This window comes from Streptomyces sp. NPDC001219 (assembly GCF_053597915.1).
Genome location: NZ_JBSFJF010000047.1, coordinates 1 through 18,100 on the forward strand (window position 1 = coordinate 1; position 18,100 = coordinate 18,100).

The 18,100-nt window shown below is 72.0% G+C and carries 15 protein-coding genes; 7 read left to right on the forward strand and 8 right to left on the reverse strand.

All coding sequences use genetic code 11. The annotated features are described in order from the left end of the window. Positions 1 to 310: 310 nt before the first annotated feature. Both ACWC9R_RS25990 and ACWC9R_RS25995 read left to right on the forward strand, forming a co-directional pair. On the forward strand, positions 311 to 709 hold the full coding sequence (locus tag ACWC9R_RS25990) for a VOC family protein (RefSeq protein WP_450734986.1): 399 nt from the start codon (positions 311 to 313) through the stop codon (positions 707 to 709). A 133-nt stretch (positions 710 to 842) separates the two neighbouring features. Then, positions 843 to 3,476, forward strand: a complete 2,634-nt coding sequence (locus ACWC9R_RS25995; RefSeq protein WP_450734988.1) for a bifunctional FO biosynthesis protein CofGH — start codon at positions 843 to 845, stop codon at positions 3,474 to 3,476. 77 nt (positions 3,477 to 3,553) lie between these two features. Here the strand turns inward: ACWC9R_RS25995 and ACWC9R_RS26000 are convergent, their stop codons facing one another. Next, positions 3,554 to 4,429 (reverse strand): SDR family oxidoreductase, encoded by an 876-nt coding sequence (locus tag ACWC9R_RS26000; RefSeq protein ID WP_450734990.1) that lies wholly within the window; start codon positions 4,427 to 4,429, stop codon positions 3,554 to 3,556. 148 nt (positions 4,430 to 4,577) lie between these two features. Here ACWC9R_RS26000 and ACWC9R_RS26005 point away from each other — a divergent pair, with 148 nt between their 5' ends. Then, entirely contained in the window at positions 4,578 to 5,552 is a 975-nt protein-coding gene (locus tag ACWC9R_RS26005; protein WP_450734992.1) for an Lrp/AsnC family transcriptional regulator, read from the forward strand. Positions 5,553 to 5,586: 34 nt separating this feature from the next. Here ACWC9R_RS26005 and ACWC9R_RS26010 read toward each other — a convergent pair whose 3' ends face one another. Continuing rightward, positions 5,587 to 5,850, reverse strand: coding sequence for a hypothetical protein (locus ACWC9R_RS26010; protein WP_450734994.1), 264 nt, complete (start codon positions 5,848 to 5,850; stop codon positions 5,587 to 5,589). A 503-nt stretch (positions 5,851 to 6,353) separates the two neighbouring features. Here ACWC9R_RS26010 and ACWC9R_RS26015 point away from each other — a divergent pair. After that, the gene (locus ACWC9R_RS26015; RefSeq protein WP_450734996.1) at positions 6,354 to 7,472 is read left to right on the forward strand and encodes an ADP-ribosylglycohydrolase family protein; all 1,119 of its coding nucleotides are present in this window, start codon (positions 6,354 to 6,356) and stop codon (positions 7,470 to 7,472) included. Here ACWC9R_RS26015 and ACWC9R_RS26020 read toward each other — a convergent pair. After that, entirely contained in the window at positions 7,469 to 8,278 is an 810-nt protein-coding gene (locus ACWC9R_RS26020) for a helix-turn-helix domain-containing protein (RefSeq protein WP_450734998.1), read from the reverse strand. The genes ACWC9R_RS26015 and ACWC9R_RS26020 overlap by 4 nt on opposite strands. Positions 8,279 to 8,295: 17 nt before the next feature. Here ACWC9R_RS26020 and ACWC9R_RS26025 point away from each other — a divergent pair, with 17 nt between their 5' ends. Beyond that, positions 8,296 to 8,700, forward strand: a complete 405-nt coding sequence (locus ACWC9R_RS26025; protein WP_450735000.1) for a DUF4345 domain-containing protein — start codon at positions 8,296 to 8,298, stop codon at positions 8,698 to 8,700. A gap of 69 nt (positions 8,701 to 8,769) precedes the next feature. Here the strand turns inward: ACWC9R_RS26025 and ACWC9R_RS26030 are convergent, their stop codons facing one another. Both ACWC9R_RS26030 and ACWC9R_RS26035 read right to left on the reverse strand, forming a co-directional pair. After that, entirely contained in the window at positions 8,770 to 9,555 is a 786-nt protein-coding gene (locus tag ACWC9R_RS26030) for an SDR family oxidoreductase (protein ID WP_450735002.1), read from the reverse strand. A gap of 113 nt (positions 9,556 to 9,668) precedes the next feature. Continuing rightward, positions 9,669 to 10,889: an aminotransferase-like domain-containing protein gene (locus tag ACWC9R_RS26035; protein WP_450735004.1), complete on the reverse strand. Its 1,221-nt coding sequence runs from the start codon at positions 10,887 to 10,889 to the stop codon at positions 9,669 to 9,671. A gap of 163 nt (positions 10,890 to 11,052) precedes the next feature. Between ACWC9R_RS26035 and ACWC9R_RS26040 the strand changes: the two genes are divergently transcribed. Next, on the forward strand, positions 11,053 to 11,931 hold the full coding sequence (locus ACWC9R_RS26040) for a hypothetical protein (RefSeq protein WP_450735006.1): 879 nt from the start codon (positions 11,053 to 11,055) through the stop codon (positions 11,929 to 11,931). 147 nt (positions 11,932 to 12,078) lie between these two features. Here the strand turns inward: ACWC9R_RS26040 and ACWC9R_RS26045 are convergent, their stop codons facing one another. The 3 genes from ACWC9R_RS26045 to ACWC9R_RS26055 all read right to left on the reverse strand — a co-directional run bounded on the left by ACWC9R_RS26045 (position 12,079) and on the right by ACWC9R_RS26055 (position 14,416). Then, positions 12,079 to 12,288, reverse strand: a complete 210-nt coding sequence (locus tag ACWC9R_RS26045; RefSeq protein ID WP_362602788.1) for a DUF397 domain-containing protein — start codon at positions 12,286 to 12,288, stop codon at positions 12,079 to 12,081. Positions 12,289 to 12,523: 235 nt separating this feature from the next. Beyond that, the gene (locus ACWC9R_RS26050; protein ID WP_362602785.1) at positions 12,524 to 13,390 is read right to left on the reverse strand and encodes a helix-turn-helix domain-containing protein; all 867 of its coding nucleotides are present in this window, start codon (positions 13,388 to 13,390) and stop codon (positions 12,524 to 12,526) included. A gap of 261 nt (positions 13,391 to 13,651) precedes the next feature. Continuing rightward, positions 13,652 to 14,416: a GOLPH3/VPS74 family protein gene (locus ACWC9R_RS26055; RefSeq protein WP_450735009.1), complete on the reverse strand. Its 765-nt coding sequence runs from the start codon at positions 14,414 to 14,416 to the stop codon at positions 13,652 to 13,654. Between the two features lie 222 nt (positions 14,417 to 14,638). On the opposite strand from ACWC9R_RS26055, the gene ACWC9R_RS26060 reads away from it, so the two are divergent. Further along, entirely contained in the window at positions 14,639 to 17,875 is a 3,237-nt protein-coding gene (locus ACWC9R_RS26060; RefSeq protein WP_450735011.1) for a D-alanyl-D-alanine carboxypeptidase family protein, read from the forward strand. Positions 17,876 to 18,100: the final 225 nt, after the last annotated feature.

Sequence of the window (18,100 nt, forward strand, 5' to 3'; positions counted from 1 at the left end):
CCACCCCAGACCATTCATCTGGACCAAGACCGCCGACGAGATCCTCGACAAAGTCGCGGCCTACTGCCACCGAATCTCTGACTCAGGTCACTAGGTCCATCGACGTACGGCACCTCTCCCCGGTCCGGGACCGGGGACCGATTCGCGCCCGCCCGCCGTGGACGTAGCGTCGGAGGTGAGGACCCGTTGAGCCACCCGCACTCAGCGGTCACGGAGATCGGCCCTCGGTCCGAGAAGAGCAACGGTCCGGACGATCCCGCAGATCAGGGGACCACGCCGATCACGGGACAACAGAGATCAAGGAGACCCCATGCCTCGCCTCGACCACACGATCGTGCACAGCACCGACCGTTTCGCCTCCGCCCGTTTCCTGGCCGATCTGCTCGGCCTGCCCGAGCCCCAGGCGTTCGGCCCCTTCGCCGCCCTCAAGCTGGACAACGGGGTGGCCCTCGACTACGCCGAGCACGCCGCAGGCGGGGAGTTCGTCCCGACGCACTATGCGTTCCTGGTGACCGAGGAGGAGTTCGACAAGATCTTCGGCCGCATACAGGAGCGCGGGCTGTCCTACTGGGCCGACCCCATGCACCACAGGCCCCAGGAGATCAACACCCGGGACGGCGGCCGTGGTCTCTACCTCCTCGACCCCGATGGCCACAACATGGAGTTCCTGACAAGGACGTACTCCGACGAGCTGCTGGCCGGTATGTAAGCGTGCGATCCGCCACCGCAGGGAAGTGCCCGTTCCGCGTCCCGCCGGAACATCCGTCCGCAGTGATCAGCGGCACATCAACGGCCTCTTCTCCGGCGGCGGGGCTGTCGGTGGCCGCTCGTATCCTCGGAGGATGACTTCCAGCGTGCAGGGACCTGACCAGGCATCCGACCGCGAGACGAGCGCCGCTCCGGCTGCCGGCCGGCCCACGGCGAACGCGATGCGCCGGGCACTCAGGCGGGCCCGCGACGGTGTCGCGCTGGACGCCGGCGAGGCCACGGTGCTGCTGCAGGCCCGCGGCGCGGACCTCCGGGACCTGTGCGCCTCCGCGGCCCGGGTGCGGGACGCCGGCCTGGAGGCCGCGGGCCGCCCCGGGGTCATCACGTACTCGCGCGGTGTCTTCATCCCCCTGACGCGCCTGTGCCGGGACAAGTGCCACTACTGCACCTTCGTCACCGTGCCCGGCAAGCTGCGCCGGGACGGCCACGGCATGTTCCTGTCGCCCGACGAGGTGCTGGACATCGCCCGCCGCGGCGCCGAAATGGGCTGCAAGGAAGCGCTGTTCACCCTCGGGGACAAGCCGGAGGACCGCTGGCCCGAGGCCCGCGAGTGGCTGGAGGCGCACGGCTACGACGACACGCTCTCGTACGTCCGCGCCATGGCCATCCGCGTCCTGGAGGAGACCGGCCTGCTGCCGCACCTCAACCCCGGGGTGCTGTCCTGGACGGACTTCCAGCGGCTCAAGCCCGTCGCCCCGTCCCTGGGGATGATGCTGGAGACGACCGCCGAGCGGCTGTGGAGCGAGCCCGGCGGCCCCCACCACGGATCGCCGGACAAGAACCCGGCCGTCCGGCTGCGGGTCCTGGAGGACGCCGGCCGCTCCAACGTCCCCTTCACCACCGGGCTGCTCATCGGCATCGGCGAGACGTACGAGGAGCGCGCCGAGTCCCTGTTCGCGCTGCGCCGCATCCAGCGTGCCTACCACGGCATCCAGGAACTGATCATGCAGAACTTCCGCGCCAAGCCGGACACGGCGATGCGCGGAATGCCGGACGCCGAACTGGAGGAGCTGGCCGCGACGATCGCCGTGGCCCGGCACCTCATGGGCCCGTCGACCCGCATCCAGGCACCGCCCAACCTGGTCGACGGCGAGTACCAGCTGCTGATCGACGCCGGAATCGACGACTGGGGCGGCGTCTCCCCGCTGACCCGCGACCACGTCAACCCCGAGCGCCCCTGGCCCCAGATCGACGAGCTAACCGAGCGCTGCGCCGCGGCCGGCTTCGAGCTGCGGGAACGGCTCCCCATCTACCCGGAGTTCCTCCAGCGCGGTGAGCCCTGGCTCGACCCCCGGCTGCTGCCGCATGTCCGCGCCCTCGCCGACCCGGAGACGGGCCTGGCCATCGAGGACGCCCCCGTGGTGGGCCGCCCCTGGCAGGAGCCCGACGAGGGCTTCACCATGAGCGCCTCCGGCCGCACGGACCTGCACCACAGCATCGACACCGAGGGCCGTACCACCGACCGCCGTGACGACTTCGACGAGGTCTACGGCGACTGGGAGGCGCTGCGCGAGGCGGCGGCCCCCGGGATGGTGCCGGAGCGCATCGACTCCGACGTACGCCAGGCCCTGGCGCAGGCCGCCGACGACCCCACCCGGCTCACCGACGCGGAGGCCCTGGCGCTGCTGCACGCCGACGGACCCGCCCTGGACGCCCTCTGCGCCCTCGCCGACGCACTGCGCCGCGACACCGTGGGCGACGACGTCACCTACATCGTCACCAGGAACATCAACTTCACCAACGTCTGTTACACCGGCTGCCGTTTCTGCGCGTTCGCCCAGCGCCGCACGGACGCCGACGCCTACACCCTCTCCCTCTCCCAGGTCGCCGACCGCGCCCAACAGGCCTGGGACGTGGGCGCGGTCGAGGTGTGCATGCAGGGCGGCATCCACCCCGACCTGCCCGGCACCGCCTACTTCGACATCGCGCGCGCCGTCAAGGAACGCGTCCCCGGTATGCATGTGCACGCCTTCTCGCCCATGGAGGTCGTCAACGGCGCGACGCGCACCGGGCTGTCCATCCGCGAGTGGCTGAGCGAGGCCAGGGCCGCGGGTCTGGACAGCATCCCCGGCACCGCCGCCGAGATCCTCGACGACGAGGTCCGCTGGATTCTCACCAAGGGCAAGCTGCCCACCGCCACCTGGGTCGAGGTCATCAAGACCGCCCACGAGCTGGGTATCCGCTCGTCCTCGACGATGATGTACGGCCATGTCGACCAGCCCCGCCACTGGCTCGGCCACCTCCGTCTGCTCGCCGAGATCCAGCAGGAGACCGGCGGCTTCACGGAGTTCGTCACCCTCCCCTTCATCCACACCAACGCCCCCGTCTACCTGGCCGGCATCGCCCGGCCCGGCCCCACCACCCGTGACAACCGCGCGGTGACGGCCATGGCCCGGGTGCTGCTCCACCCGCACCTCACCAACATCCAGACCAGCTGGGTCAAGCTCGGCACGGAAGGCGCCGCCGAGATGCTCCGTTCCGGCGCCAACGACCTGGGCGGCACCCTGATGGAGGAGACCATCTCCCGTATGGCGGGATCGAGTTACGGCTCCTACCGCTCCATCCAGGACCTCATCGCCATCGCCGACCGCGCCGGCCGCCCGGCCCGCCCCCGCACCACGGCCTACGGCCCGGTCCCCGAGGAACGCCAGGCCGCCGCCCTCGCGTCGGACGGCCATCTGCCGGAGCTGCTGCCGGTCGTGGAGTAGCCGCCCGGCGCCCGCTCCCCACCGCCCCCGACGCCACCGCCCCCGGTAACGGCGGCCCCGGGCGGACGGGCGGTCCGTCAGCCGAAGGCGGCGGCGTGGTCGGCGACCCAGCCGCGATAGGTGCGGGCCCGGGTGCCCGTGACCCTCTCGATCGTGGAGGTGGGGGCGGGGCGAGGGGCGGCCAGCATCTCGGCGTGGCCGTCGAGCAGCGCGTCCACGAACGCGTCGGGGAAACCGTCCTCGGCAAGGAGATGCTGCCGGGCCGCTTCCCGGGACAGTTCCTTCCAGCGGGTGGGACGGCCCAGCACCTCGCCGATGACGCGTACCTGCTCCGCCGGTGTGAGAACCGCCGGGCCGGTCAGCGGGTAGGCCACGCCCTCGTGCCCGTCCTCGGTCAGCGCCTGTACCGCCACGGCCGCGAGGTCCGACTCGTGCACCGGCGTCATGGGGACCGCCCCGTAGGCGCCCCGTACGACGTCGCCGGCGCGGAGCTGGTCGGCCCACCACAGGCTGTTGGCCGCGAAGGTGCTCGGCCGCAGATGCGTCCACCGGAGCCCGGACCGTTCGATCTGCTGCTCGACAGCCCGGTGCGAGCGGCCCACCGGATGTGGTTGCCGCTCGGGAGCGACCCCGTCCTGCACGGCCCCGGAGGACAGAAACACCACGCGCCGCGCCTGCCGCGCGATCTCCGCCACGACGGCGGCGGCCGGTTCGGCGCTGTGGAAGGGCCACATGAGGAAGACGGCGGCCACGTCGTGGAGCGCGGCCGTCAGCGTCCCGGGGGAGGTCAGATCGCCCTGCCGTACCTCGGCACCGCGCGGAAGCCGGGCGGTGTCGGGGGTACGGGTCACCGCCCGTACCCCGCCCACCCCGGCCGACAGCAACTGGGACACCACCTGCCGGCCCACTGTCCCGGTCGCTCCTGTGACGAGGACTCTCCCCTGGGTGGCCATCTACGCGCTCCTTGTCTGCCGTGTCCCGCCCGCGCCGGTACCTCCGCCGCCCGGGACCGGCCGTCGGCCACCCTCCCCGGACCTGCACGGATGCGCCCGTCGTGGCTCCTCGATCCGCAGAAATCCGGCGTGGCATACGGTGCTGGTGATGAATCCCGTCACCCTGGAGGGAATCGACCGCGGCCTGGTGCACGCCTTGCGGATCGACGGGCGCGCACCGTTCCGCACCCTCGCCGAGGTGCTCGGCGTCTCGGAGAACACCGTGGCCCGCCGCTACCGCCGGCTGCGCGCCCACGGGGTGCTGCGGGTGGTCGGCGTACTCAACGGCGTCCCGCTCGGCCACACCTCCTGGACGCTCCGGTTGCAGTGCACCCCCGACGCCGGCGAAGCCCTCGCCACCTCCCTGGCCGCCCGGTCCGACACCGCCTTCGTGCACCTGCTCTCCGGGGGAACGGAGATCTCGTGCAACGTGGTGACTCCGTCTGCCGACGAGCGCGATGCGCTGCTCCTGCGGAAGCTCCCGAGAACCAGCCGCGTCACCGCCGTCTCCGCGCATCTGCTGCTCCGGGCGACGGCCCTGCCCCACACGTGGGCGGGGGCGTCATGGCTCTCCGCGGAGCAGGTGCGCCGCCTCCAGCCGCCCGTGCCGTCCCCGGACCTTCAGCCGCCGGTGCCGGACGGACAGGACCGGGCGATGCTGGACCTGCTGGCCCACGACGGCCGGGCCGGCTACCGGGCGCTCGCCGCCGCGGCCCGCGTGTCCGACTCCACCGCCAAGCGCCGTCTGGATGCCCTGCGTCAGAGCGGTGTTCTCACCTACGCCGTCGACCTCGCGCCCGCCGCTCTCGGATTCCCCACCGAGGCCCGCTTGTGGATGTCCGTCCGGCCCGCCGCGCTGGCCGAGGCCGCCCGGGCCATGGCGACGCACCCGGAGGTCTCCTTCGCCGCGATGACCACGGGGCCCAGCAATCTCGTGGCCGCGGTCAACTGCCGGGGCCCCGAGGACCTCTGCCGCTATCTCACCGAGCGGGTCGCAGCGCTCGACGGCGTCCGGTCCATGGAGAGCGCGCCGGTGCTCCGCACCCTCAAGCGCAGCGGAGCCGTCCTTCCCACCGGCCGTTGAGCGGGGGCAGGGGCACAGGCCGGCCGCCGCCCCCTCACTCGCCCAAGCCCCCCTCGTACTCCGCCTCGTGTTGCAGGATGCACTGCTGCCACTGGGACAGTGCCTCCTCGCGGTCGCCTCCGCTGTCCTGGGCGGCGACGATCAGTGCGTCGGCGGCCATGGCGGCGAGTCGTACGGCGATATGGCACACATCGCTCTGGGGGAGCGGCCGGAGGAGTTCCACCGCGCCGTCGCTGTCTCCGGAGAGCGCGGAGGCGACGACAGCCATGGTGGTGCGATCCCACTCGTACTCGGACATGGGGAGAGCATGCCCAACGGGCGCCGCCGCCATCATCGAACGGATGAGCGCCGAGGTGGGGGCGGGAGGGGAGGGCGGGGAGGAAGGGACGGGGTGGGGCCGGTCCTCCGGGGGGACCGGGCCGCTCGTCCCTGGGGCGGGTCCCACGTCCGGATGACCGGCGACGTCTCAGTTCGGTTGACGGATCGGGCTGCCCGCCAGGTCGGTGGCGGCGTGGTGCATCGCCGGGCTCGCACCGGCCGGACCGGCCTCCCCGCCCCACACCCACCGACCCCCACCCATCGGGACGGTACCGGCCAAAAGCCTCCTTACGAATGACTATTCGCAATACCCTCCTGGCCAAAAATTGATCATTCCTGGTCGATTACAGTGCTGCGCCAGGGGCCCCGCACGGCCCCGGAACGTAGTGAGTTTCAGGAGGGCGCAGTGAGCGAGCGCAGCGAACGTGCCGTTCAGAGGTGCGCGCCGCACGCATGCGAGGCCGGGCGGGGCGAGGTCTCGGCATGAGCGTGGCGGGCGGCGGCGCCCTCTGGGGGCGCGCGGAGCAGCAGGACTTCCGCAGCCGGGTACGCGGCTGTCTGCTCGGCGGCGCCATCGGCGACGCCCTCGGCGCCGGTATCGAGTTCGACTCGCTCGACGCGATCCGCGGGGCGCACGGCCAGGAGGGCGTGACCGATCTGGTGCCCGCCTTCGGGCGGCGCGGCGCGGTCACCGACGACACCCAGATGACCCTGTTCACCGTGGACGGCCTGATCAGGGCCCAGGTGCGCCGCGACACCGGCGCTTGGCACCCGCCCACCGACGTCCACCGCGCCTATCTGCGCTGGGCCGTCACCCAGCGCGACTGGGGCCCGGACGAGCGCAGGGAGGACGACGGCTGGCTCGCCCGTCAGGAGTGGCTGTACTCCCGGCGGGCACCGGGCCGGGCCTGCCTGAGCGGCCTCGGGGACGAGGTCATGGGCACCCTGGAGACGCCCAAGAACCCGGACTCGAAGGGCTGCGGCGCGGTGATGCGCTCCGCGCCGTTCGGGCTGCTGGTCGGCTGGGAGCCGCAGCTGGTCTTCCAGCTCGCCGCCGAGTGCGCGGCGCAGACCCACGGCCACCCCACCGGCTATCTGGCGGCCGGCGCCTTCGCGGTCATCAGCCATGGGCTGGCCCGCGGCGAGGACCTCGACGGCGCCGTGCAGAAGGCGCTGGCACACCTGGCCACCCGCCCCGGCCACGAGGAGACCACCGACGCCCTCAAGCGCGCGCTCGGCGCCGTACGGCAGGGCATGCCGACGCCCGCCCGGGTGGAGTCCCTGGGCGAGGGCTGGACGGCCGAGGAGGCGCTGTCGATCGGCGTGTACTGCGCACTGGTCGCCGAGGACATCCGGCACGGCCTCCTGCTGGCCGTCAACCACGGCGGGGACAGCGACTCCACCGGCGCCGTCTGCGGCAATCTGCTGGGCACCCTGCACGGCGAGACGGCGCTGCCGCCGGACTGGCTGGTCGAGCTGGAGGGCCGGGACACCATCCTGCAGCTGGCCGACGACTTCTCGATGGAGATGACGCAGGGCGCCGCGCTGCACGGCCCGGCCGGGTCGTCACCGGGCTGGCTCGCCCGCTACCCGCGCGCCTAGCGCGCCCGCAAAGACAGGCCCCCCACCCCAGAATCCGCCCCCGGAACCCGCACCTCATCGACGATGACGCACCCGGCCCCCAGCACCCGGCTCGGCCGGACCCCGAACGTGGCGTGAAAGGTGCTGCTCAGGTGGGACGGGCTGGCGAAGCCCGCCTCCGCGGCCGCCGCGGTCAGGGTCCCGAAGTCGCGCAGCGCCCGGGCGGCGCGCAGCATCCGTGCCCACATCCGGTAGCGGCGGAAGCTCGTCCCGGTCTCCGCGCGGAAGAGGTGCAGGAAGCGCGACCGGGACAGGCCGGCCGCGGCGGCGTACTCCGTGGCGCCGTCCGGGAGGTGCGGCTCCGCGAGAAGCCGGCGTACGGCGGCGCGGACGCGGGGATCGAGGTCCGGGCGCTCCGCCCGCTCCGGCGCCGCACAGAGCCGCCGTACGAGGTCCAGCTCCGCCGCCGCGGAGACCGTCACCGGCTCCCCGCCCGCGCCCAGCGCCTCCCGGCAGGCGCGTTCCGTCGCCGAGCCCGGCTCGACGTAGCAGAAGGTCATCCGGCCGCCGTGGGCATCGATCCGGTGCGCCACCCGGGGACGGATCAGCGCGCTCCGGGCGGTACGCCGTACCCCGTCCGCCGCCGTCTCGACCGTGAAACCGGCCTCCTCGCCCACGGCGAGGCAGGTCACCGAGCCGGAGTGCATGTCCAGCTCCAGGGCGGGACCGCTGTACCGGGCGCGTCCGGGCCACAGACTCAGCCGGGCGGAGGGTTCCGGGTACGGCTCCGGGCGGCAGCACGTTGGTGAAAGCGCGTCGTCGGCCATGGCGGCATCCTCCCGGTATGCCCCTTCCTGACGCCACCGCGTTCACCGTCGCCGCCCTGCGCACCGCCTGCGCGCTCTTCTTCCTCGGCATGGGGCTGTACGGGCTGGCCGCTCCCGCCCGTCTGGTCCGCCCCTTCCGCATCGCTCTGAACGGGGCCACGGCCCGTACCGAAGTGCGGGCGGTCTACGGCGGGTTCGGGATCGCGATGGCCGCGCTGCTCGGCTGGACGGCCGCCGGACCGGTGGACCCCCTGCGGCGTGGCGCGGCGCTCGCGGTCGCCGTCGCACTGCTGGGGATGGCCCTCGGACGGCTCGCGGCCCGCCCCGTCGAGGCGCCGGAGTCCTGGTACCCGTCCTGGTTCTACTTCTGCGTGGAACTCATCGCCGGGGGCGCGCTCCTGGCGACCGTCCTGATGACCTGAGCCCCCGGGCCCTCCCCGTACGCGCCTCCTCCGGGAAACCCCGCCCCCGCACCGCAGCTGGAACGCCGCCTACCGCATCAGTTCCCCCGCGTTGACCAGCAGCGACTGGCCGGTGATCGCGCGCGCCCGGTCGGAGGCCAGAAAGACCACGGTCTCCGCCACATCCGCGTCCGTCGCCAGCTCGGGCAGCGCCATCCGTTCGGTGAGCCGGGCCAGCACCTCGGCCTCCGGGACGCCTTCACTCCGCGCCTGGAACCGTACGTACGCCTCCACCGGCGGTCCCCACATCCAGCCCGGCTGCACGGTGTTGACCCGTATCCGGTCCGGCCCCAGCTCGCGCGCCAGTGAGTACATCGCCGAAACCAGCCCGCCCTTGGACGCCGCGTACGCCGCCTGCTGCACCTGGGAGGGCGCGGCGACCGACGACTGGGTGCCGATCACCACCACCGAACCGCCGCCGCGCGCCGTGAGCGACGGCAGACAGCCCCGGGTCATCCGCAGCGTGCCGAGGAGATTGACGTCCACGACGCGCTGCCAGGAGTCGAAGTCGGCGTCCCGCAGGCCCCCGAACAGCGAGTCCAGCGCGGCCACATGGACCACCGCGTCGATCCCGCCGAACCGCTCCACGGCCAGCGCGGCCAGCGCCGCACACTGCTCCTCGTCGCCGATGTCGGTCGCCCGCCAGGCGGTACGCGCGCCCGAAGGGTCCAGCTGCGCCGCCGACTTGGCGAGGTTCGCCTCCGTACGCGCCCCCAGTACCACCGAGGCGCCCTCCCGCACACAGGCCGCCGCGACCTGATGGCCGAGCCCGGCCCCCACACCCGAGATGACGACGGTCTTGTTCCGCAGCAGCATGTGTGCCTCCCGGCGGCCGCCCAGCGCGCATCTGATGGTGCGTCAGGTTAGGGCCGGGAGCCCGGGAAGGCCAGAGTCGTACGCCGGGACACCGTGCGCCGGGGCACCCGCGCTCAGTCGTGCCGAGGCGCCCCCTCCAGCGCCTTGCGCAGCCGGCCGAGCCCCTCGCGGATCTCCTCCGGGGAGTGCGTCACGAACGACAGTCGGGCGGCCGCGGCGTCCGGCGGCCCGGCGAAGAACGGCGCACCGGGGACGTAGGCGACGTCGTGCCGCACCACCTCGGGCAGCAGCGCCGTCGCGTCGTACCCCTCGGGCAGCGTCGCCCACACGAACATGCCGCCCGCCGGACGGTTCCACCGTGAGCCCTCGGGCAGCGCCGCCGCCAGCCCGTCGACCAGCGCGTCCCGCCGCTCGCGGTAGGCCTCGCGCACCCGCCGCAGATGCGCGTCCAGGTCCGCGACCGCCAAGTACCGTGCCGCGGCGGCCTGGTCGACCGTCGAGGTGTGCAGGTCGGCGGCCTGCTTGGCGATGACACAGGCGCGCCGCAGCGCGGCCGGCGCGCGCAGCGAACCCAGCCGCAGACCGGGCGCCATCACCTTGGAGAACGAGCCCAGCAGCGCCGTACGGTCCTCCGCCCCGGGGAAGGACGCGACCCACGGCACCGGCTCACCCTCGAAGCGCAGCTCCCCGTACGGGTCGTCCTCGGCGATCCACAGCCCGCGCCGGGCGGCGATCCCGGCGACCGCGGCCCGCCGCTCGGCGGACAGCGTGCGACCGGTCGGGTTCTGGAACGTCGGCACGAGGTAGAGCAGCTTGGGCCGCTCCCGCGCGGTGATCTCGTCCAGCGCGGCCGGGTCCAGCCCCTCGTCGTCGGTCGGCACCGGCACCACCCGGGCGCCGGCGAAGGAGAAGATCTGCAGCGCCGCGAGGTAGCAGGGGTTCTCCACCAGCACCACGTCCCCCGGCTCCAACAGGGCCGTGGCCAGCAGCGTCAGGCCCTGCTGGGAGCCGGTGGTCACCAGCAGGTCGTCGGCGTCGGTCGCCAGCCCGCGCGCGGTGGTCCGCGCCGCGACGGCCGCGCGCAGCTCCGGACTGCCCTCGCTGGTGGAGTACTGCAGCGCCCGCAGCGGGTCCTCGGCCAGCACGTGCCGGAAGGCGGCCGCGAGCCCCGCCGTGTCGAACAGCTCGGGCGCGGGCAGCCCGCCGGCGAACGAGATGACCTCGGGCCGCGCGGTGAGCGCCAGAATGTCGCGTACCGGTGAACTGCCGGTCCGTGCCGCACGGGCGGCGAGCCCGGGGACGGGGGCGGTGCGGTCGACTATCGCGTCCGGCATGGCGACTCCTGTCACTCGTGTGGTGCACGTAACCCTTGTTAACCGCATATGCGCGGCAGCTTAAGCGGCCCGGGGCGGGAGCGCAGGGGTGACCGCATGATGAGCCGGGCGGGAACGCGGGCCCCCTCCCCATCTGATGCCGCGTCAGCTACACCTGTCTGTCATGACCGCAGACAGCGAACGAACGCCAGAGGTCACCACCGCCGCGGCCGCCGACGGGCCCGCCGCCTACGCCGAGCTGGCCGCCGTCGGCCCCTACGGCGTGCGCCCCGGCCATGCGCTGATCACCATGGTCGAACCGCACCCCGGCCATGAACACGCCTACAACCGCTGGTACGAGGACGATCACTACATCGCGGGCGCGATGGCGATGCCATGGATCTTCGCGGGCCGCCGCTGGGTCGCCACCCGCGAGCTGCAACTGCTGCGCCGCCCCGAGAAGTCCGCCGTCGCCTGCCCCGTCACGGCCGGCTGCTACCTCTCCACGTACTGGCTCACCGAGGGCCGCTACGACGAGCACATGAAGTGGACCGTCGGCATCAACACCCGCCTCAACCGGGACGGCCGGGTCTACCGGCACCGCACCCATGTCTTCACGGCCTTCCAGGACCATCTGGCGACCGTCTACCGGGACGGCGCGGCGGGCCCCCGCGACTTCCACGCCCTGGACCACCCGTACGCCGGGCTGCTGCTGGAGGTGATCGACACGGACGGCCCGGAGCAGCGGGACCAGCTGCTGGAGTGGCTGTGTGCCCGGCATCTGCCGCGGCGGCTGTCGGGGTCGTCCGCCGCGATGGTCACGGTCTTCCGGCCGACGCCGCTGCCGGGGGACCGGATGTCGTATGTGCGGCAGGTGGAGGGCGTCGACATCCGGCTGACCCTGCTCTGGTTCCTTGAGCAGGACCCGCGCGAGAGCTGGACCGAACGGTTCGCCGGCCTGGAGGAGGAGGTCGCGGAGTCGGGGCTGGGGCGGGTGGAGCTGGTGGCTCCGTTCCTCCCGACCGTACCCGGGACCGACCGGTACGTGTCCGAACTGCGCTGACCGGTACGGCCGGCGGCCGCACCCGTACGTCCGCCGGCCCGCTGGCCCGCCGGAAGCCGAGGCGGGCATGGCCGAGCCCCCTCGGCCGGGACGGCGATCCAGTCGAGAGGGCTCACATCTGCGGAGTGCGGACGGTGACGGCTCAGGTCACGCCGCGTCGAACGCGCCACCGGCGACGTCCGACACAAAGTGGCTCCAGCAGGAGTTGTCGAACGTGAGGCGCGGACCGTCGGGGTCCTTGGAGTCCCGCACGGCGATGGCCGCGGCAGTCGGCACGGCGATCTCCACGCAGGCGCCGTTGCCACCGGAGTACGAGGACTTGGTCCAGGAGAATGCGGAATTGGGCTGCACGGCCATGTTCACTCCAGCTCACTCTGAGTTACCGGGGATTCGGTACTGACGACGCTACGCGCCAACATCACGAGCCGCAGAGGCCGTTCACCCGTACGAAGGGCATATTTCTTGATCTCTTTTCACCGGGGCGACGGCAGGTGTACCGTGCGATCCCGCTTCTCCGGAATCCCGGATTCCGTGTAATTGGCGCCCTGGATTGCCCTCCGGATTGACTGCCGGGATTGGCTCCCGGCGAGCGTCAACTCATGGCATCCGCATGAGATTTCGCCGCGTCGGCGATGAACTCCCGGCTGTGCTCCGCACTCAGCGCCTGCGCACGCAAATGCTCGTACATGATCGTGTATTTGTGCACATCGTTGGTCTTCTCCAGATAGAGGTCACTGGTGACGCCCTCGATGTACACCACGCTGGAATCGGCGGCGTCGTCGAATTCCAGGATGGAGAACGTTCCCGACATGCCGGCGTGCGCACCGGTGTCGTACGGCAGAACCTGCACCGTCACATGCGGCAGCTGGCTCATCTCGACGAGATGGTCCAGCTGCTCGCGCATGATCAGATGGCTGCCGACCACCCGTCGCAGCGCGCTCTCGTCCAGCACCACCCACAGCCGCAACGGGCGCTCGGGGTCGGTCACCCGCTCCTGGCGGCGCATCCGCACCTGGATGCGCTTCTCCAGATGGTCCGGCGCCAGCTCGGGGACCGTGCCGGGAATGACCGCCTCGGCGTAGCCGGGGGTCTGCAGCAGACCGGGCACCAGCAGGGACTCGTAAATCCGCAGTGAGGCCGCCTCGGTCTCCAGGCCGATGTAGACGCTGTAGGGGATGTCGCCGAAGGCGTGCCACCAGCCCTGCTGACGCGAATCCTTGGCCATCTGCATCAGCGAATCCACAATGCGGTGGTCCTCGACCTCGTAAACCCCGCACAGATCGCGCACATCGCGCTGGCTGATGCTGCGGCGGCCGTTTTCCAGTCTGCTGATCTTCGACTGCGAGACCAGCAAACGCTCGGCCACTTCCTCCGCCGTCATGCCTTTGAGCTCACGGAGCCTTCGCAGCTCCTGGCCCAATCGGCGTCGCCTGACGGTGGGATTGACATGGGACGCCACGGGACGTGCACCTCCGGCTCCGTACTGCTGTCGTTTTCTGTTCAGCAGACTGCCACTCCGAGGTGACGCCGCGCAGTGAAACGCACACAGAAGGCGAGCGAACGCAGGCGCGGGGCGGCGGACCGGCCGTTGTCGGTAACGGTCGGCCCGCCACCCCGCGCGTGGTGCTGCGGCTCCCGGACGGGACGTCGGGGACGGGTGGTACGAGCGGCGCGAGTGCTGCGCCGGGTGGTGCGAGAGGCCGTGCGGCGTGCTCCTGCGTCAGCGGGCGCCCACCCGGGCCATCCGGCCGTGGCCGTGCCGTGACGGGACCGGCGCGCCGGCCGGTTCCGCCGTGGCTCGTGCGGCCGGTTGCCGGACGGCTCCCGCGCCGGCCGCCGCCTGGGGCCGCCGGGGCTGCGCCGCGACGCCGTTCTGCACGTCCATGACGGCATGTGCGACCAGGCCGCCCATCGGGTCGTGCCGGATCAGATCCCGGAGACGGGAGCGCGATGAACGCCCTTCGTTCCCTGGATACAGATGCTTGCCGAGCCCGACCGCATGGGCCAGCGCGGCGAGTGCCGCGGTCCGCGGGTCCGGGGGTACGCCGGTGCGGATCGCGTTGTCCAGCCGGGCCCTGATTTCCCGGCTGATGGCCGTCTCCGTCGCCTGGTAGCGCGTCGTCGGCAGTACTCCGCACATCTGGCCCGCCACGGCATGCACCATGCCGCACCGTTCGAGATGCGTGAGGTAGGTCTGGCGCAGCCCGAGTCGGGGCCCGCCGATCCAGTGGACCGCGCGCACCGGACTGCCGCGTCGGCGCAGCAGTTCGAGCGCGGAGTCCAGAGTTGGATCTCCTGTCGGCCGTGCCATCACCACGGCGATACGATCCCCGTCTGGGGCTATCCGTCCTGCCAGAGCCAGCTCTACTAGCTGTGCCCCGGCCAGGCCGAGGTCGAGCGACTGCGGCTGCGCTGTGGTACCCGTTGCCGGGTCCAGAGCGAGCAGCAGAAGCTCCTCCGGAATTGTTCTGCGGCTCCTGCCCATCCATGCCTCCCCGCGTGGATGAATGACAGGGTGACCCCTCTCACATTCATCTGTCGAGAGTGCGTGGGAGGTTCGGTATGGAACCGGTAGGTATGTCGTTCTCGTCTTGCACCTCGGCGACATCTTTCTGAGGGGTGCGGTACCTACCGGTACGCGTGGCGGCGAGATGGGGCCACGTGGACACAGGACACTTGGGAACACTGGGCCAGCAGCGTGGGACATATGAAGGAGACATCGGTGGCGGGCGAGTCCCCCGACAAGTCGGACAAGAAGCAGTCGTCGGGGAAGACGGCGCGGAGCGAACGCGATCCGCGGCTGTCGGCCTTCCGCGGGAAGCCGGACGAATCGGCGAAGGAATCGGGTTCCGGGAAGAACCCGAAGCCTGAGGACGGGGCGGAGGCCGCGGCGGAGCCGAAGCCCGCTCCGGCGCCGGAGTCCACGGCGAAGGGGAAGACGGCGGCCAAGGGGAAGTCCGGGGCGAAATCCACGTCCGGGGCGAAGGCGAAGCCCGGGAAGGACGGCGCGGAGAAGCCGGAATCCGGGGCGGAGACCACGTCGGCGGACGATGCCGGGGCCGGGGCCGCGTCGGGGTCCGAACGTGCGTCTGAGGAGCCTCAGGAGGCCGAGGAGGGCGCCGAGGGCTCCGGGGGCGGCGACGAGCGGCTGCGCGCCGCTGTGGCCGCCTGGGTGGCGAGCAAGGACGACGAGGACGCCGAGGAGGGCGCCGAGGTGGGTGAGGGCGGCGACGGCGCCGATGCCGCCGCGGCGTCGGATGCGGAGTCCGAGGAGGCGTCCGGGGCGAAGTCCGGGGCCGAGGCGGGGGAGAAGGCCGGTTCCGGTGCGGCCGGGAAGGCCGGTGCTGAGGCATCCGAGGTGTCCGAGGATGCGGACGGGGATGCTGAGGGTGCTGCCGCAAAGACGGCAGCAAAGGCGGAGTCGCAGGCGAAGGGCGCGTCGGGGGCGAAGTCCGACGCCGATGTGGCTGCCGACGCTGACGTGTCTGCCGAGGCCGGCGTGTCTGCCGACAGTGACGCCGAGGCCGACGCCGAGGCCGACTCCGGTCGTGGCGGCGCCAAGGTCGCGGCCAAGGCCGGTGCCAAGTCCCAGGCGGAGTCCAAGGGTAAGAGCGAGCCCAAGAGCAAGGGCGAGAGCAAGAGCAAGGCCGAGCCCGCGGCTGAGTCTGCGTCCGGGGATGAGTCCGGGTCCGATGACCAGGGTGAGTCGCGGTCCGAGGGCGCCGAGGTCGTGGACCAGCCGACCGCCGTGTTCAAGACCGTCGGGCCGCAGAAGGGCAAGCCCGGTGGGGCGGCCGCTGCGGCGGGCGCGGGCAAGAGCGGTGGCAAGGGTGACGGCACCGGTGACGGCAAGGGCGGTGAAGAGGCCGCTGCCGGCACCGAGGAGTCGGAGGTCGACAACGCGACCCGGGTCTTTGCCTTCGCGAATCTGAAGGGGAAGGGCGCCGAGGCCGAGGCCATCGATCACGCGACCACCGCGTTCAAGATCTCCCCGCCCGCCAAGGGTGGCGACGCGGCCACGAGCAAGACCAAGGACAAGGACAAGGCGGACGCCAAGGCCGACGCCAAGGACAAGCCGGAGAGCGCCGGCAAGCCCGGGAGCAAGGGCGCGTCCGACGCCACGGACAAGGCCGGTGCCGGGGACAAGGCCGGCGCCGACTCCAAGAGCGGTTCCAAGAGCGCGTCCAAGCCCGAGGCCAAGACCGCGGCCAAGGACGACGCCAAGGACAAGACCGAGGCCAAGGACGACGCCAAGGCCAAGGCTGCGAACGTCGCCGAGCGGGACTCGGAGCGGACCAGCCAGTTCGTGGCGCTGAAGTCGGCGGACGACGGCACGGCGGGCAAGTCGCTGGGCAAGACGGCGCCGAAGACCCCCGCCCGTACGCCCGAGAAGGACGGCGACAAGGCCGAGGACAAGCCCGGGGAGAGCGACAAGCCGGGGGAGAAGGCGAGCGACAAGGCCGGTGCCAAGCCGGCCGGCAAGGCGAGCGGCGCGCTGCCGGCCGCCGAGCCCGCGAAGCCCGCGAAGGCCGCCGCGCCGTCCAAGCCCGCTGACCGGCCGGGCACCATGCCGCCCACCACCACGGCCGCCCCGTCCGAGCTGCCCGAGGCCGAGCGCACCAAGCAGCAGCCGCTGCCGCCGCTCGACCTCTTGGCGCAGCTCACCAACACCCCGCCGCCGCCCGAGACCCCGCTGCGCACGGTCGTCCGCCGGTTCAAGATCTGGACCCCGCTGGCGGTGCTACTGGTGATCATCTTCGTGGTCGCCCAGGCGGTGCGCCCGCTGCCCGACCCGACGCTCACCGTCGGCGACGCCAAGTCCTCGTTCACCTTCGAGGGCGGCAAGCTCGCCGTCCCGTGGCCCGCACAGGGTCAGGCGGCGGTCAAGGTGGTGGGCTCCGGGGACGTGGGGACGTTCGGCCCGCAGAAGCCGGTGCCGACCGCGAGCGTGGCCAAGATCATGACGGCCTATGTCGTCCTCCGGGACCACCCGCTCAAGAAGGACAAGGCGGGCCCGAAGATCGAGGTCGACGGCAAGGCGGTGACCGAGGGCGGTTCCAAGCACGAGTCCCGGATCGAGGGACTCAAGGCGGGGCAGCGGTTCAGCCAGCAGGACATGCTCAAGATGCTGATGATCCCGTCCGGCAACAACATCGCCCGGCTGCTGGCCCGTTGGGACACCAAGTCCGGCGACGAGGCAGCGTTCGTCAAGAAGATGAACGCCGCCGCCAAGGACCTGGGCATGAAGAACACCACCTACACCGACCCCAGCGGCCTGGACCCCAAGACGGTCAGCACCGCGGTCGACCAGCTCAAGCTGGCCGAGGCCGTCATGAAGTTCGACGCCTTCCGGCCGATCGTCGCCATGACCAACGCCGACATCCCGGGCCTGCCGGGGCGGATCAACAGCAACATCGACAACCTGCTGCTGGCCGGGCTGAGCATCAAGGGCATCAAGACCGGCTCCAGCACGGCGGCCGGCGGCACGCTGTCCTGGGCGGCCTACAAGACCGTCGACGGCAAGGACCGGCTGATACTGGGCACGATGATGGACCAGCACTTCAAGGGCCTGGACCCCGACGGCGCCAACAGCCTCACGATGGTCAAGGAGAACAGCCAGAAGGTCATCGAGGCCGTACGCAACGCGCTGGCCTCGGCCACGGCGGTGAAGAAGGGCCAGGTCGTCGGGTATGTCGACGACGGCCTGAACGGACTCACGCCGGTCGTCGCCACCAAGGACCTGAAGGCGGTCGGAGTCCCCGGCCAGAAGCTGACGTTGAGCGTCGGTGACGGGGGCAAGACCGTCCCGCACACCGCGAAGGCCGGTACCGAGGTCGGTGTGCTGACCGTCGGCAACGGCGAGAGCATGCAGAAGGTGCCGGTCGCCCTGCAGAAGGACCTCGTCGAGCCGTCCTTCGGAGCGAAGCTCATCCGCATCACCTGAGCGGCCCGGGGGCCGCGGGCGTCCGTCCCGCGGCCCCCGGAGCACCGCTCACGGCCCCTGGTTCACCGGTCCCGACCGGTTCCGGGGGCCTGATTCCTTTCTGCCCCGCGGCCATCGCCGGCGTTCCTCCCCGGCCGCGGCCCGTGGTCGCCGCCTGTGGCCGCCGTCCCGCTCGCCCGTCTGGTTGTCCACAGGCGGCCCGGCGGCCCCGCGGCACGCTCTATC

What these genes read in the sequence shown, in the direction of transcription:
- ACWC9R_RS25990 (WP_450734986.1), top strand. Translation starts at nt 311, where the DNA reads ATGCCTCGCCTCGACCACACGATCGTGCACAGCACCGACCGTTTCGCC.
- ACWC9R_RS25995 (WP_450734988.1), top strand. Translation starts at nt 843, where the DNA reads ATGACTTCCAGCGTGCAGGGACCTGACCAGGCATCCGACCGCGAGACG.
- ACWC9R_RS26000 (WP_450734990.1), bottom strand. Translation starts at nt 4,429, where the DNA reads ATGGCCACCCAGGGGAGAGTCCTCGTCACAGGAGCGACCGGGACAGTG.
- ACWC9R_RS26005 (WP_450734992.1), top strand. Translation starts at nt 4,578, where the DNA reads ATGAATCCCGTCACCCTGGAGGGAATCGACCGCGGCCTGGTGCACGCC.
- ACWC9R_RS26010 (WP_450734994.1), bottom strand. Translation starts at nt 5,850, where the DNA reads ATGTCCGAGTACGAGTGGGATCGCACCACCATGGCTGTCGTCGCCTCC.
- ACWC9R_RS26015 (WP_450734996.1), top strand. Translation starts at nt 6,354, where the DNA reads ATGAGCGTGGCGGGCGGCGGCGCCCTCTGGGGGCGCGCGGAGCAGCAG.
- ACWC9R_RS26020 (WP_450734998.1), bottom strand. Translation starts at nt 8,278, where the DNA reads ATGGCCGACGACGCGCTTTCACCAACGTGCTGCCGCCCGGAGCCGTAC.
- ACWC9R_RS26025 (WP_450735000.1), top strand. Translation starts at nt 8,296, where the DNA reads ATGCCCCTTCCTGACGCCACCGCGTTCACCGTCGCCGCCCTGCGCACC.
- ACWC9R_RS26030 (WP_450735002.1), bottom strand. Translation starts at nt 9,555, where the DNA reads ATGCTGCTGCGGAACAAGACCGTCGTCATCTCGGGTGTGGGGGCCGGG.
- ACWC9R_RS26035 (WP_450735004.1), bottom strand. Translation starts at nt 10,889, where the DNA reads ATGCCGGACGCGATAGTCGACCGCACCGCCCCCGTCCCCGGGCTCGCC.
- ACWC9R_RS26040 (WP_450735006.1), top strand. Translation starts at nt 11,053, where the DNA reads ATGACCGCAGACAGCGAACGAACGCCAGAGGTCACCACCGCCGCGGCC.
- ACWC9R_RS26045 (WP_362602788.1), bottom strand. Translation starts at nt 12,288, where the DNA reads ATGGCCGTGCAGCCCAATTCCGCATTCTCCTGGACCAAGTCCTCGTAC.
- ACWC9R_RS26055 (WP_450735009.1), bottom strand. Translation starts at nt 14,416, where the DNA reads ATGGGCAGGAGCCGCAGAACAATTCCGGAGGAGCTTCTGCTGCTCGCT.
- ACWC9R_RS26060 (WP_450735011.1), top strand. Translation starts at nt 14,639, where the DNA reads ATGAAGGAGACATCGGTGGCGGGCGAGTCCCCCGACAAGTCGGACAAG.